Raw genomic sequence first — 13948 nt, forward strand, 5'->3', positions numbered from 1 at the left:
CCAGGGAGACATGACCATGACCGCCAGCATCGTCGGATGGGCGCATACGCCGTTCGGCAAGTTCGACACCGAAACCGTCGAAAGCCTCGTCACCCGCGTCGCCAATGAGGCGATGGCCGATGCCGGCATTTCGGCCGGCGATGTCGACGAGATCGTGCTCGGCCATTTCAACGCCGGCTTCTCGGCGCAGGATTTTACCGCCTCGCTGGTGCTCCAGGCCGACCCGAAGCTGCGCTTCAAGCCGGCGACCCGGGTCGAGAACGCCTGCGCCACCGGTTCTGCCGCCGTGCACCAGGGCCTGCGCGCGATCGCCGCAGGCGCCGCCAAGATCGTCCTGGTCGTCGGCGTCGAGCAGATGACCCGCACCCCGGGCGCCGAGATCGGCAAGAACCTGCTGAAGGCGTCCTACCTGCCCGAGGACGGCGACACCGTCGGCGGCTTCGCCGGCGTGTTCGGCAAGATCGCCAGCTCCTATTTCCAGAAATACGGCGACCAGTCCGACGCTCTGGCGCTGATCGCGGCCAAGAACCACAAGAACGGCGTCGCCAATCCCTTCGCCCAGATGCGCAAGGATTTCGGTTTCGACTTCTGCCGCGCCGAGAGCGAGAGGAACCCCTACGTCGCCGGCCCCCTGAAGCGCACCGATTGCTCGCTGGTCTCCGACGGCGCCGCCGCGCTGGTGCTGGCCGACGCCGAGACCGCCAAGGGCATGACCAAGTCGATCGGCTTCCGCGCCACCGCGCACGCCCAGGACTTCCTGCCGATGTCCAAGCGCGACATCCTCCAGTTCGAGGGCTGCACGGTTGCCTGGCAGCGCGCGCTGGAGAAGGCCGGGGTGACGCTGTCCGATCTCTCCTTCGTCGAGACCCATGACTGCTTCACCGTGGCCGAGCTGATCGAATACGAAGCGATGGGCCTGACGCCGAGGGGCCAGGGTGCCCGCGCCATCAAGGAAGGCTGGACGCTGAAGGACGGCAAGTTGCCGGTCAATCCGTCCGGCGGCCTGAAGGCCAAGGGCCATCCGATCGGCGCCACCGGCGTTTCCATGCACGTGATGACCGCGATGCAGCTCGCAGGCCAGGCGCCCGAGGGCATGCAGCTCAAGAACGCCAAGCTCGGCGGCATCTTCAACATGGGCGGTGCCGCGGTCGCCAACTACGTCTCGGTGCTGGAGCCGCTGAAGTAGGTCTTGTAGGGTGGGCAAAGGCGCGAAGGCGCCGTGCCCACCATCTTCCTTGCGCTAGATCATGGTGGGCTCGCTTCGCTTTGCCCACCTTACGGCTCCTGATTGATTGGCGGAAAAGCATCATGAGCACTGACTACGAAGACTCGCTGTCGATGGACGCACTCAACGGTCGGATTGCGATCCTTGAGGACAATATAAGGCAGCTCATCGAGCAGGCCGCGGCCGCCTCAGGCGAGCAGAACGAGTCGCGCATCGCCGACCGGATCAGCCAGCAGAACGAAGAGCTCGACCGGCTCCTCAAGATCCGCGATTCCCGCCAGAAGAAATAGCGGCCGGTATCACCGCGCGGCGCATGCGGCCATACGCCGGCCGCCCTTGCGCGCGCGGCACCGCTGCCCTTAGCTGGACCGAAATCGCGGGGCCGCGCCTTGGCCCCTCGCGCAATCGGGAGCGAACGATGGGGCCGCTGAAGGGCATCAAGGTCATCGACATGACCACCGTGCTGATGGGGCCTTATGCGACCCAGATGCTCGGCGACTACGGCGCTGACGTCATCAAGGTGGAATCGCTGGACGGTGACGTCACCCGCCTGATCGGCCCGATGCGCCACGCCGGCATGGGCCCGGTGTTTCTCAACACCAACCGCAGCAAGCGTTCGATCTGCCTCGATCTGAAGAAGCCCGCCGGCCGCGAGGCCGTGCTGCGGCTTCTGAAGGACGCCGACGTTCTCGTCTACAACGTCCGCCCGCAGGCGATGGCGCGGCTGCAGCTCGGCTACGACGTCGTCTCGAAAATCAATCCGCGCCTCGTCTATGCCGGCGTGTTCGGCTTTGGCCAGGATGGCCCGTATGCCGCAAAGCCCGCCTATGACGATCTGATCCAGGGCGCCACCGCGCTGCCGGCGCTGATGGCGCAGACCGGCGACGGCGTACCGCGCTACGTGCCGAACGCGCTGGTCGACCGCATCGTCGGCCTCACCGCCGTCGGCGCGATCTGCGCCAGCCTCGTGCATCGCGACCGCACCGGACGCGGCCAGCGCGTCGATATCCCGATGTTCGAGACCATGGCCGGCTTCGTCATGGGCGATCACATGGGCGGGCTCACCTATGAGCCGCCGCTCGACAAGGGCGGCTATGCCCGCCACCTCTCGCGCGACCGCAGGCCCTACAAGACCTCGGACGGCTATCTCAGCGTCATCGTCTACAACGACAAGCAGTGGGACAATTTCTTCAAGGCGACCGCGCGCGATGACCTCCGCGCCGATCCCAGATTCGCGACCTTCGCGGGGCGCGCCGCCAATATCGATGTGGTCTATGCCGAGCTCGCGCGCATCTTCGAGACGCGCACGACCGCCGAATGGATCGACCTGCTCACCAAGGCCGACGTGCCCGTCATGCCAATGCACGACCTTGCCTCGATCCTGCATGATGAACATCTGCAGGCGACGAATTTCTTCCCCGTCGTGGACCATCCGACCGAGGGTCCGATCCGCAGCATGAAGGTGACCGCGACCTGGTCGGAGACGGAGGCCGAGCCGGTGCGGCTGGCCCCGCGTCTCAACGAGCACGGCGCGGAGATTCTTCGCGAGATCGGATACTCCGCCGACGAGATCGCCGCCATGGTGCGCGACGGCGTCACACGCTCGCCACCTGAGTGGGGAGAGGCACCATGAGCTTCATCACCGGCGTCGGCCTCACGCCCTTCGGCAAGCATGAAGGCTCGTCCTCGCTCGACCTGATGAGCAAGGCCGCGCAAGCCGCGCTCGACGATGCCGGGCTGAAGCGTTCGGATATCGACGGCATCCTGTGCGGCTATTCCACCGTCTCGCCCCACATCATGCTGGCGACCGTGTTCGCCGAGCACTTTGGCATTCGCCCGTCTTACGCCCACGCCGTGCAGGTTGGCGGCGCCACGGGGCTCGCGATGACGATGCTGGCGCATCACCTCGTCACCTCGGGCGCCGCGCGCAATGTGCTCGTGGTCGCCGGCGAGAACCGCCTCACCGGGCAGAGCCGCGATGCCTCGATCCAGGCGCTGGCGCAGGTCGGCCATCCCGATTACGAGGTGCCGCTGGGGCCGACCATTCCTGCCTATTACGGCCTGGTCGCCAACAGGTACATGCACGAATACGGCGTGACGGAAGAGGATCTCGCCGAATTCGCGGTGCTGATGCGCGCGCACGCCTGCACCCATCCCGGCGCGCAATCCCACGACCCCATCACCGTTGCCGACGTCATGGCCTCGAAGCCGGTGGCGATGCCGCTCAAGCTGCTCGATTGCTGTCCGGTGTCCGACGGCGGCGCGGCGTTCGTCGTCAGCCGCGAGCGGACCGGGGAGGCGGGCGTGCGCATCCGCGGCTGCGCGCAAGCGCATACCCATCAGCATGTCACGGCCGCGCCCGCGCTCAGTGAGCTCGGCGCCGAGCTCTCCATCGCGCGCGCCAAGGAGGCTTGCGGCCTTGCGATCTCCGATGTGCGCTACGCCGCGATCTACGACAGTTTTACCATCACGCTCGCGATGCTGCTGGAAGACCTCGGCCTTGCCGGCCGCGGTGAGGCCGCAGCCCGCGTGCGATCAGGCCATTTCAGCCGCGACGGCGCGATGCCGCTGAACACCCATGGCGGGCTGCTCAGCTACGGCCATTGCGGCGTCGGCGGCGCGATGGCGCATCTGGTTGAGGCGCATTTGCAGATGACGGGGCGGGCGACGAGCCGCCAAGTGCGCGACGCCTCGATTGCGTTGCTGCATGGCGACGGCGGCGTGCTGTCGTCGCATGTGAGCATGTTCCTGGAGCGGGTGCGATGAGCGGGCGTCTGGCAGACTGGACCAAGGGCGAAGCGGCCATCACCTACCAGACCTGCAACTCATGCGGGCACGTGCAGTACTTCCACCGCGCCTTCTGCGCGGCTTGTGGCGAATCGGATCCGCGCGAGCAGCGCGCCAGCGGCAAGGGCAGGGTCTACGCCACCTCGCTGGTCTGTCGTGCCGCCACGCCCGAGACGCGCGCACACGTGCCCTACAACATCCTGCTGATCGATTGCGCCGAGGGCTTTCGCATGATGGCGCATGGCGACAACGGACTCGCCATCGGCGATTCGGTCGTCGCGAGCTTCAAGCCGTTTGCCGGGAAACTCGTACCGTTCTTCACGAAGGACACGTAACGGGATTCGTCATTCGGGGGCGGTCCTATGACCGAGCCTGGAACGGGTATTCTGGGCTTGGCCTGTGCGAGGGCCACCCCGGAATGACGAAAACTCTAGAACTCCAACTAACGCCCGTAGAACAAGATGCTGGCGATGACGAGCATCGCCGTCACCGCCAGCATATGCGCGAGCGCTCCCGAGGCCGCCCCCTTGGTGGCTTCCTTCATGCCTTTTTCTCCCTAGACTTGGGCGTGACTCATCGTTGTGCGGCTAGCGCACCCAATGGCCAATTGTTTTACTCGGAACACCCCATTTGCGAGTACTCACCGTGATTTGTCCCCACGCGGCGAATATCGACTGTGTCAGGGTCGATCAGCAATGCGGCGGCAATTTGACTCGATAATGTTGCTCCTGCGTCCTCGCGCGAATAGAGTCTTCGGGAACTTGCGCGGACGACGACAAAAAGCATCAAAAAATCAGGGAAAACTTCAGGAAAATCATGGCCCGTATCAGCTACAGCGACCCGTCCAAGGCATCCGACCGCACCCGCGAAATTCTCGACAAGAACCGCAACGCCAACATCTTCCGCATGATGGCGCACTCGCCAAGCTATTTCGAGCAGTACTGCCGCTTGGGGGGCGCCATCCGTCACAAGGGCGAGCTCGATCCGGTCGTGCGCGAGCTTGCGATCACCCGCACCGGCATCTTGTGCGAGGCCCCGTACGAGATCGTCGCGCACAAGCGGATCGGCAAGAATGTCGGCGTCACCGACGCGCAGAACGAGGCGCTCGAGAATTGGCAGGCGGCGACGTGCTTCAACGAGGTGCAGCGCGCGGCGCTCGCCTTCACCGACGAGATCGTGAAGCTGAAGAAGCCGACGGATGCGACCTTCAAGGCGATCGCAGCGAAGCTGACGCCGGCTGCGCTGGTCGAGCTGCAGCTCTCGGTCGGCTTCTACATCATGACGTCAAAATTCCTGGAGACGTTCGAGATCGATCTCCAGCCCGTTACCGAAGTGGTGGGCTGATCGAAGCACCGCGGCGAGGGATGCCAATGACGATCGATGAATATGCGGCCTGGGCCGCGAGCGTTGCGAAAGTCGATGAACATCCGTCCAACGAGCGGCTGTCCTATCTCGGTCTCGGGCTCGCGGGCGAGGCCGGCGAGGTGGCCGAGCACATCAAGAAGCTGTTGCGCGATGACTGGCTCGACAAGGCTGGCCTCGTCGATGAGCTCGGCGACGTCATCTATTACTGGGCCTGCCTCTGCGCGACGACCGGCCAGAAACCGTCCGAGCTACTCGAAAGGAGCGCGGCAAAGATCAAGCGGCGGCTGAGCGAGGCGGCGAGCCGGTAGGCGTGCACTCACGTCGACGTCAGGATGTCGACCTTCGCGTTCGCCACGATCAGGCGATCGGCGAGGAGCTGGGCGAGGTTGCGCATGATGCGCTCGCTGGCGTGCGGGTGCTGCTGGCGGAAGCGTTCGAACGCCTGCAGCGGAGCCTCATAGGCGGTTGCGGCCATGTCGGCGAAGACGTCGGCCGAGCGCGTGGACTCCAGCAGCGCCATCTCGCCGAACGCCATGCCCGCGGTCAGCGTCGCGAGCCGCACGCCGTCGGGCAGCGTGACGTGCACGGCGCCGCTGCGCAGGAAGAACAGGGAATCGGCGCGATCGCCCGTGGTGAGAATCTTGGCGCCGGATTGATAGGTGCGGATGGTGCAGATCGAGGCGAGATCCGCCAGCTCGTCCTCGCCGAGGCCCTCGAGCAGCGGCTGCTCGGCAAGCTCGGTGGTCTCGTGGAAGTCGATCGAGCCGCCGTAGCGGTAGACGATCTGGTCTTCGGCCCATTCGATCGCGGTGTCGAGCAGGTAGAAGTCGCGGACATTCTTCAGCTCGGCCGTCCATTCCCGCAACGTGTCCCATTCCTTGGATGCGCGCCTGACGCCCGACAGCACCACCGTGACATTCAGTGCGGCGAGCTCCTCGAACGCTTCGGCGACGAGCCGCGCTCCGGCGCGCGTGGTGGAGGTGACGCGGTGCAGATCGAAGATCACGAATTGCGGACGGGGCCGCCCCGCGAGCCGGCGGGAGACGTAGTCGACCGCGGACAGCGACAGCGTGCCGACCAGCTCGATGATCCGCACCTCCTGCTCATGCGCAGCCAGAATCTCGCGCTCCTGCGGCCGGCGCACGCGGCGTGACGGGCTCTTGCCGATATCGTAGTCGGCGATGACGGCGTTGCGCGCATCGTCGCTGCGGTTGAGCATGTGCAGGTCGTAATGCGAGGACAGCGCCTCGCAGACCTTGATGCCGCGCACGCTATTGCCGTGCTTGTCGAGCCTTGGCGAATAGCTGCCGAGCCCGAGGCGCGCGGGGAGGGCGGCGAGGATGCCGCCGCCCACGCCGCTCTTGGCGGGAATGCCGATACGGTAGATCCATTCGCCGGCATAGTCATACATGCCCGACGAGGTCATCACCGAGAGCGTGCGCGAGATCGCGTAAGGCGTCAGCACCTGCTCGCCCGTGACCGGATTGACGCCGCGATTGGCGAGGGTCGCCGCCATCACCGCGATGTCGCGCGCGGTGACCAGCACGGCGCATTGCCGGAAATAGACGTCGAGCACGCCCGCGACATTGTCGGAGATCACCGCGTTGGTCTTGAGGAGATAGCCGATGGCGCGGTTGCGGTCGCCGGTCTGGCTCTCCGAGCCGTAGACGGCTTCGTCCACGGCGAGATCGCGGCCTGCGAAGCGGCTCAGTGCGAGGCGAATCTGCTCGAAGGCATCCGCGCCCTTGCTGTCGTAAATCAGCCCGGTGCAGGCGATCGCGCCGGCATTGACCATCGGGTTGAACGGGTGGTTCTCGGAATTCAGCCGGATCGAGTTGAAGGGATCGCCTGATGGTTCGACGCCGATCGCGCTTTCGACCCGGCCTGCGCCCAGAAGGTCCAGCGCCAGCGCGAACACGAACGGTTTTGACATCGACTGGATGGTGAAGGGCACCCTGGAGTCGCCGACCTCGTAGACGTGGCCGTCGAGCGTGGCGAGGCTGATGCCAAAATAGGCAGGATCAGCCTTGCTCAGCTCGGGGATGTAGTCGGCGACGCTGCCCGAGGTTTCGGCGGAGAATTCGTTGAGGCAATTATTTAGAAACCGCAGCAAGGGCGGCTTCGAGCGGGTCCAGGCGGCGGCGAGAGGCGAGAGCGGGGTCATCGCCTCTCTTGTGCAACGCAATCAGGGTACGCGCAACCCGTTCGGAACCACGGCCTGCCGCCGGACCAGCAGCAGGGCGAGCAAAACCGTGGGCGCGAGGATGGCAAGGCCCAGCAGCGTCACCTGCATCTGCGACAGCGGCATGATCCCGCCGCCCGGTGTCGCCACCACGAAGCCGCCGATCACCAGCAGAACCCGGATCGGCCATTCCAGCCCGCCAGCGCGGCGGAGGTCGCCGACGAAGGGCTGGTAGCCCTGAATGCCGCCGCAGATGAACAGCGTGCCGAACGCGGCAAGTCCCATCAGGCCGAGACCGGCGAGATACGGGCTCGGCCCTTGCAGCACCAGCGCCGGATTGAGCACGAAGAAGAACGGGATGAAATAGATGATGCTGCCGACCCACATCGATTCCCAGCCCGTCTTCATCGCCGGCGAGCCGGCAATGCCTGCGGCCGCGAAGGAGGCGATCGCGACCGGCGGGGTGATCGACGACAGCATGCCCCAATAGAAGATGAACATGTGCACGGCCATCTTGTTCAGCCCGAGCTTCTCCAGCGCGGGCGCGACCAGGATGGCGAGGAAGATGTAGCAGGCCGTCGTCGTCAGCCCGAGGCCGAGGATCAGGCTGGTGAGGGCGCACATGCCGAGCAGCAGGAAGGGATTGTCGCCGGCAATATGCAAGAGATCGTTGGCAAGGCTCGACACCACACCGGTCATCGAGAACGCGCCGATCAGGAGACCGCAGCCGGCGAGGATGCCGACCAGCTCGACGAAAGTGCGGCCGTTGACCTCGAGGAATTTGCCGATCGTCGCAAAGGTCCAGCGCGTGTCCTTGGAGAAGAACTGGTTGAGCACCAGCAGCAGCGCGGTCGCGTAGAACGGCGCATGGCTTTCGCGCTTGAAATAGAGCAGCATCACGACCAGCAGGGCGATGACGAAGACGTAGTACCAGCCGTCCTTGATCGTATCCATGATCCGCGGCAGCTCGGCGCGCGGAATCCCCTTCAGCCCGTGGCGCGCGGCGTAGGAGTCGACCTGCATGAACAGGCCGACATAATAGAGCGCGGCCGGGATGATCGCGGCGACCGCGACCTCGGCGTAGCTGATATTGAGGAACTGCGCGATCACGAAGGCGGTCGCGCCCATCACCGGCGGCGCCAGCACCGCGCCGGTCGAGGCGCAGGCTTCGATCGCGCCGGCATAGGAGGCGCGAAAGCCGCTCTTCTTCATCACGGGGATGGTCATGGTGCCGGCGGTCAGCACGTTGGAGATGATCGAGCCCGACATCATGCCGAGCAGGCCGCTGGCAAAGATGCAGACCTTGGCCGCGCCGCCGCGGAACGTGCCGCACAGCGCGAAGGCAAGGTTGATGAAGAACTTTCCGGCACCGGTCAGCATCAGCGCGGTGCCGAACACGAGGAAGCCGATCACGGTGTCGGCGAAGGCCTGGATCGGAATGCCGAGCAGGCTTTCACCGGAGAGCACGTGATAGGCGGTCGCCTGCTCCAGCGTCGATTGCGTGCCGCGGAACGGGCCGAGCCAGCTGGATTCGGCGAACAGCGGATAGACGGTGAAGGGGAGCACGCTCAACAGCAGGCTCCAGCCGCCCGTGCGGCGCAGCGCCTCCATCAGCATCGCCCACATCACGAGCCCCGCCGCGATTACGTTGTTCGGCGCGCCGCCGAATTCCCAACCGGCCTCCGCCGCCTTGCGCACGTTCGACATCAGCAGCAGCGCTGCGGCGAAAGTCGCGACGAACAAGATGAGGTCGTACCAGGGGATCCGGTCGAGCGGGGCGCGCTCGGTGCCCGGAAAGATCAGGAAGGTGAAGGGCAGCATCAACGCGATCAGGAGATAGAAATACTCCGTGTTGAGCTGGGTGTAGCCGATGAAGAAGCGCAACGAGAACTGCTGGTTGATGCAGAGCAGGATCGTGGCTGCGGTCGCCGCGACCAGCGTCCAGCGCCAGGCGCCGCGCAAGGTGCGCACGCGCGTGACTTCGGCCTCCTGCATGTTGCCGGCCGCGCCATGGGGATCGTCGAACACGACCCGCTTGGTCTCGTCTTGCGGGGCAGTGGAGGTGGAAGAAGACATAAGCGGTCCCGCGTGGGCTGGTAACTAACTAAGCGAACGGCCGTTGGTTGAATCGATCAAGCCGCGGGCTCCTCGACCTCTCCCGCTTGCGGGAGAGGTCGACGCACTTCTCGCGCGGCGGCCATCAAGCCCAACAACATCGCGCTCTAATCCTCGAACCCGTTCGGCATGTCGGCTTTCGCAAGCGCCGTCGCGCGCGCTTTCATCCAGCCGTCGAGAAATGCCTTGTCGTCCGACGGCGGGTTGGACTTGCCGTAATCGGCCCACGCGGCTGCCAGCACCTCCTGCCGCTTGATCAGCTTGTTGTTGTGCGCCTCCTGCGCATCGCTCCATTGTCCGGCTTCCTTCAGCGCCTTCACCGAGCCGGGATGCACCGGCACCACCCAGTTCTTGGTCTGGCGGTCGGCCGCGAGGCCACCGGCACCGGGCGCCGAATCCTTGTAGGCGTCGTAATTTGTGATCATCGCCTTGGTGATGGCATAGACCTGGTCGGCCGGCTGCGAGGCATAGGCGACGAAGATCGGGTAGGGGTAGTTGCCGAGCTCGACCGGCTTGTCCGGCGAGATGCCGGCCCCGCAGGTCGCGACTTGCGGGAAGAAGAACGATCCAACCTTCTGCATTCGCGCCCAGCCTTCCTTGTCCTTGGCGGGCAGCGGCGGCCAGATCAAGCCGCGCGGCGAGGTCTCGGCTTCCTTGGCGGGGCCGGTGATGGTGGTGCCGAAAGCGGCGTCGACGTCGTTGTTGATCAGCCCTTTCCACATCGCGCCGTAGCTTGCGAATTCGACGGCCTTGACGTCTTTCTGCGTCAGCCCGGCGAAGGCGAGCACTGCGAGCGAGTTCTGGTTCAGCGCGGGTGAGCCGACCACAAAGCCGACACGCTTGCCCTTGAGGTCCTTCAGCTCCTTCACACCGGTGTCGGCGGCGACGCCGAGCGATCCGCAATTGCAGTCGACGGTCGAGAGCAGGATCTGAAGCGGCTGCGGACCCCATTCCTTCGCGCCGAACTCGAACATGCCTTCCTGCGCGAAGTAGGTGCCGGATCCCATCGCCGAAGATGCCGCGCGCTTGGCGCGCAGCGGCGCGAGGCGGGCAACGTCGTTGCCTGCGGGCAGCACGCGCACATCGGTGCCGTACTTGTCCTTCATCATCTTGCCGACGCCGACCGCGATGTTGAAGCCGGCGGTTCCGGTGTCATAGGCGGTGAACGTCAACGTCGCCGGCAGCTTGATGTCTTCGGCGAACGAGTAGCGTGTAGACGCAAAAGAGATGCCCGCCACCAAGGCAGGCGCGAGCACGAGCAGCCCACGATGCATGTTTCCCTCCAATGATCTTTCGCGTTTGCCGCGAAGATTTTCGTTCTTTGTTTGAAACAGAGTTTTGTTTGCGACGGATCATGTCACCCGTATCAGGCGATGGCAACGCCGTACCGCGCATGCGGGAACGAGACTGACAGATTGCCGCGGATAACGCCGTCAGCACGCGACAATCGCGACCGCCTGTCCCTCGGCAACGAGGTCGTCGAGTTTCACCAGAAGCGATGTGATCGTGCCGCTTGCAGGCGAGAGCACCGGTATTTCCATCTTCATGGCTTCGACGATTACAATTTCATCGCCCTCCGCAATGGTTCCTCCAACTTGCACGGGAGTTGCGCAGACGCGCCCGGCGACCTCCGTGACGATCTTAATTTCTGGCATGCCATCCCTTTTTGTTGTCGTCGCAAAATGCCTGAGGTAGCGTCGTCTGCAAGTGGAATTTAATTCCGCACAGCGGAACAAACGGTAGGGAACATGGGACGACGATCCGAGCGGTTGAGTAGGCAAGGTGTGCTCGCTGGCGATGCCGGTGAGGGTGATGTCATCCAGGTGGTCTCGCGCGCGTTCGACGTGTTGCGATGCTTCGAGGGCCACGAGGCAAGGCTCGGCAATCTCGAGATTTCAAATCGCTGCGGCCTGCCACGCTCGACGGTGTCGCGGCTCACGCACACGCTGACGCGGATGGGCCAGTTGGTCTACCTGCCGCGCGATCAGAAATATCGCATCGGCCCGAGCGCAGTGGCGATGAGCGCCTCGATGATGAAGGGCGCGCAATTGCGCAGCATGATCCGGCAACGGCTTCAGGAAGTCGCCGAGCAGCTGCCGGGCACCGTCGGCCTCGTCGTGCCCGATCGCTTCCATCTGGTCTATCTCCAGTTCGCGCGCTCGGCGACCGCCCTCGGCCTGCACGAGGGCACCGGCAGCCGCATCTCGATGGCCTCGACCGCCGCGGGCGCGGCCTACACCGCGGCGCTGGCGCCGGAGATCGGCGATGCCTTCATCGCGGACGTGGAACGGGAAGCGCCCGAGGCTGCGAAGATCCTGAAACCCCGCATTGAAGCCAATCGGCAGATGTTGCGTGAGCGCGGCTATGTCGTGGCCTGTGGCTTGTGGAGCCCGCACATCAACGGGCTCGCGGTGCCGATCTGGTCGCCGCAATACCAGACCTACGTCGTCATCACGATCGGCCTTCTGTCCACGATGTATGACGAGCAGCGGCTGCATGCCGAAGTCGCACCCCTGATGCTCGAGCTCGGCCGGTCGCTCGGCAGCCTGATGGAGGGCGCGGAAGGCGACGCCTTCAACAACCGCATCCCGCGTAAACCGGTCGCAATGGCCGTGCACAACAATAACAAGCCGATCAATTCGGAGGGAGTGAATGAACTGGAAGCCGGAACTCGACGAGCTCGCCCGGCGCGAAGCCTTCGCGCGGGAGATGGGCGGCGTTGACAAGGTCAAGCGACAGCATGACCAGGGCCGGCTGACTGTTCGGGAGCGTATCGACAAGCTGATCGACAAAGGCAGCTTCCACGAGATCGGTGCCGTCTCCGGCATCGGTGAGTACGATACCAGCGGCGAGCTGCAGAAATTGACGCCGGCGAACTGCGTGTTTGGCCGCGCGCGCGTCGACGGCCGCACCGTGGTCGTGGTCGGCGACGACTTTACGGTACGGGGCGGCTCGGCTGATGCGTCCATTTCCGCAAAACCGCTGATGGCGGAGGAGATGGCGCATGATTTCCGCCTGCCGATCGTCCGCATCATCGAGGGCTCCGGCGGCGGCGGCTCGGTCAAGACCATCGAGACCAAGGGCGCGGCGAACCTGCCTGGAGGCATCGGCGGCACACGCTGGTATCGCTTCACGACGGAGAACCTGTCGCGCGTTCCCGTGGTCGCACTCGGCCTCGGCTCGGTCGCAGGCCTCGGTGCCGCGCGGCTCGCCGCCAGCCACTATTCGATCATGACCCGGAAGTCCGCGATGTTCGTCGCTGGCCCGCCGGTGGTGAAGGCGCTGGGGCAGGACCTGTCGAAGGAGGAACTCGGCGGCGCCGACATCCAGACCCGTGCCGGCGCGGTCGATCACGCCGTCGACACCGAAGAAGAAGCGTTCGCCTGCGCGCGGCGCTTCCTGTCTTATCTACCGTCCTCGGTCTATGAGTTGCCGCCAACCTTGCCCTGCACGGACAATCCTGAACGTAGCGACGAAGCGCTGATGAACGCGGTGCCGCGCAACCGCAAGCAGGTCTACAAGATGCGGCCCATCATCGAGTCCGTCGTGGACAAGGGCTCGTTCTTCGAGGTCGGCAAGAATTTCGGCAAGCCCATCATCGTCGGTCTCGCGCGACTCGAGGGCAGGGCGGTGATGGTTCTCGCCAGCGACAGCTTCCACTATGGCGGCTCCTGGACGGCGGATGCCTGCCAGAAGGTGGTGCGCTGGGTCGACTTCGCCGAGACCTTCCATCTGCCGGTCGTCTATCTCATGGATTGCCCGGGCTTCATGATCGGCCTCGATGCCGAGAAGGCGGCGACCATCCGCCACGGCGTTCGCGCCATGGCCGCGGTGAACCAGACCACCGTGCCCTGGTGCACCGTGATCTTGCGCAACGCGTTTGGTGTTGCGGGTGTCGTGCACCAGCCGGCCGACCGCTTCTCGATCCGCTACGCCTGGCCGTCGGCCTATTGGGGCTCGCTGCCGCTCGAAGGCGGCATCGAGGCCGCCTACCGCGCCGACATCGATGCGGCCGAGGACAAGGCGGAGAAGCTCAAGGAGATCGAGGCGCGTCTCAACAAGCTGCGCTCGCCGTTCCGCTCGGCCGAAAAATTCTGGGTCGAGGAGATCATCGATCCCCGGAAGACAAGGTCGCTGCTGTGCGAGTTCGCAAGGCTGGCCGAGCCGCTGCGAAAGCCGGGGCCGCCGGAGAACTTTTCGATCAGGCCTTAGGCTCAGCCGTCATTGCGAGGAGCTCTTGCGACGAAGCAATCCAGAAACCCTCGGCGAAGAAG

At 64.9% G+C, this 13948-nt stretch carries 13 protein-coding genes; 9 read left to right on the forward strand and 4 right to left on the reverse strand.

The features are described from left to right. Window positions 1-16 precede the first annotated feature (16 nt). From RAD04_RS28455 to RAD04_RS28485, 7 genes are all read left to right on the forward strand, one after another. Window positions 17-1186, forward strand: coding sequence for an acetyl-CoA acetyltransferase (locus tag RAD04_RS28455; RefSeq protein WP_461626435.1), 1170 nt, complete (start codon window positions 17-19; stop codon window positions 1184-1186). A gap of 122 nt (window positions 1187-1308) precedes the next feature. After that, a complete protein-coding gene (locus RAD04_RS28460) occupies window positions 1309-1515 on the forward strand; it encodes a hypothetical protein (protein WP_461626436.1) in 207 nt (68 codons plus the stop codon). 128 nt (window positions 1516-1643) lie between these two features. Then, window positions 1644-2858 carry a CaiB/BaiF CoA transferase family protein gene (locus RAD04_RS28465; RefSeq protein WP_461626437.1) on the forward strand — a complete coding sequence of 405 codons (1215 nt, stop codon included), beginning with the start codon at window positions 1644-1646 and terminating at the stop codon, window positions 2856-2858. Further along, a complete protein-coding gene (locus tag RAD04_RS28470) occupies window positions 2855-3991 on the forward strand; it encodes a thiolase family protein (protein WP_461626438.1) in 1137 nt (378 codons plus the stop codon). Before RAD04_RS28465 ends, RAD04_RS28470 begins: the two co-directional genes overlap by 4 nt. After that, complete coding sequence (locus RAD04_RS28475; RefSeq protein ID WP_461626439.1) at window positions 3988-4347, forward strand: Zn-ribbon domain-containing OB-fold protein; 360 nt, start codon at window positions 3988-3990, stop codon at window positions 4345-4347. Before RAD04_RS28470 ends, RAD04_RS28475 begins: the two co-directional genes overlap by 4 nt. Window positions 4348-4828: 481 nt before the next feature. Further along, window positions 4829-5356, forward strand: coding sequence for a carboxymuconolactone decarboxylase family protein (locus RAD04_RS28480; RefSeq protein ID WP_461626440.1), 528 nt, complete (start codon window positions 4829-4831; stop codon window positions 5354-5356). A 26-nt stretch (window positions 5357-5382) separates the two neighbouring features. Beyond that, on the forward strand, window positions 5383-5685 hold the full coding sequence (locus tag RAD04_RS28485; RefSeq protein ID WP_028145149.1) for a nucleoside triphosphate pyrophosphohydrolase family protein: 303 nt from the start codon (window positions 5383-5385) through the stop codon (window positions 5683-5685). A gap of 8 nt (window positions 5686-5693) precedes the next feature. Here RAD04_RS28485 and glsA read toward each other — a convergent pair whose 3' ends face one another. From glsA to RAD04_RS28505, 4 genes are all read right to left on the reverse strand, one after another. Beyond that, a complete protein-coding gene (glsA, locus tag RAD04_RS28490) occupies window positions 5694-7541 on the reverse strand; it encodes a glutaminase A (protein ID WP_461626441.1) in 1848 nt (615 codons plus the stop codon). A gap of 21 nt (window positions 7542-7562) precedes the next feature. Continuing rightward, the gene (locus RAD04_RS28495) at window positions 7563-9635 is read right to left on the reverse strand and encodes a TRAP transporter permease (protein WP_461626442.1); all 2073 of its coding nucleotides are present in this window, start codon (window positions 9633-9635) and stop codon (window positions 7563-7565) included. 146 nt (window positions 9636-9781) lie between these two features. Then, complete coding sequence (locus tag RAD04_RS28500) at window positions 9782-10948, reverse strand: TAXI family TRAP transporter solute-binding subunit (RefSeq protein WP_461626443.1); 1167 nt, start codon at window positions 10946-10948, stop codon at window positions 9782-9784. Window positions 10949-11107: 159 nt separating this feature from the next. Further along, a complete protein-coding gene (locus RAD04_RS28505; RefSeq protein WP_461626444.1) occupies window positions 11108-11329 on the reverse strand; it encodes an acyl-CoA carboxylase biotin carboxyl carrier protein subunit in 222 nt (73 codons plus the stop codon). A 93-nt stretch (window positions 11330-11422) separates the two neighbouring features. Between RAD04_RS28505 and RAD04_RS28510 the strand changes: the two genes are divergently transcribed. After that, entirely contained in the window at window positions 11423-12397 is a 975-nt protein-coding gene (locus RAD04_RS28510) for an IclR family transcriptional regulator (RefSeq protein WP_461618290.1), read from the forward strand. Beyond that, window positions 12327-13886 carry an acyl-CoA carboxylase subunit beta gene (locus RAD04_RS28515; RefSeq protein WP_461626445.1) on the forward strand — a complete coding sequence of 520 codons (1560 nt, stop codon included), beginning with the start codon at window positions 12327-12329 and terminating at the stop codon, window positions 13884-13886. The genes RAD04_RS28510 and RAD04_RS28515 overlap by 71 nt, the downstream gene beginning before the upstream one ends. Window positions 13887-13948 lie beyond the last annotated feature (62 nt).

Source organism: Bradyrhizobium sp. 25ACV (assembly GCF_054863005.1).

Excerpts from the sequence above, each read along its gene's own strand:
- RAD04_RS28455 (WP_461626435.1), top strand. The coding sequence starts at position 17 with ATGACCGCCAGCATCGTCGGATGGGCGCATACGCCGTTCGGCAAGTTC.
- RAD04_RS28460 (WP_461626436.1), top strand. The coding sequence starts at position 1,309 with ATGAGCACTGACTACGAAGACTCGCTGTCGATGGACGCACTCAACGGT.
- RAD04_RS28465 (WP_461626437.1), top strand. The coding sequence starts at position 1,644 with ATGGGGCCGCTGAAGGGCATCAAGGTCATCGACATGACCACCGTGCTG.
- RAD04_RS28470 (WP_461626438.1), top strand. The coding sequence starts at position 2,855 with ATGAGCTTCATCACCGGCGTCGGCCTCACGCCCTTCGGCAAGCATGAA.
- RAD04_RS28475 (WP_461626439.1), top strand. The coding sequence starts at position 3,988 with ATGAGCGGGCGTCTGGCAGACTGGACCAAGGGCGAAGCGGCCATCACC.
- RAD04_RS28480 (WP_461626440.1), top strand. The coding sequence starts at position 4,829 with ATGGCCCGTATCAGCTACAGCGACCCGTCCAAGGCATCCGACCGCACC.
- RAD04_RS28485 (WP_028145149.1), top strand. The coding sequence starts at position 5,383 with ATGACGATCGATGAATATGCGGCCTGGGCCGCGAGCGTTGCGAAAGTC.
- glsA (WP_461626441.1), bottom strand. The coding sequence starts at position 7,541 with ATGACCCCGCTCTCGCCTCTCGCCGCCGCCTGGACCCGCTCGAAGCCG.
- RAD04_RS28495 (WP_461626442.1), bottom strand. The coding sequence starts at position 9,635 with ATGTCTTCTTCCACCTCCACTGCCCCGCAAGACGAGACCAAGCGGGTC.
- RAD04_RS28500 (WP_461626443.1), bottom strand. The coding sequence starts at position 10,948 with ATGCATCGTGGGCTGCTCGTGCTCGCGCCTGCCTTGGTGGCGGGCATC.
- RAD04_RS28505 (WP_461626444.1), bottom strand. The coding sequence starts at position 11,329 with ATGCCAGAAATTAAGATCGTCACGGAGGTCGCCGGGCGCGTCTGCGCA.
- RAD04_RS28510 (WP_461618290.1), top strand. The coding sequence starts at position 11,423 with ATGGGACGACGATCCGAGCGGTTGAGTAGGCAAGGTGTGCTCGCTGGC.
- RAD04_RS28515 (WP_461626445.1), top strand. The coding sequence starts at position 12,327 with ATGAACTGGAAGCCGGAACTCGACGAGCTCGCCCGGCGCGAAGCCTTC.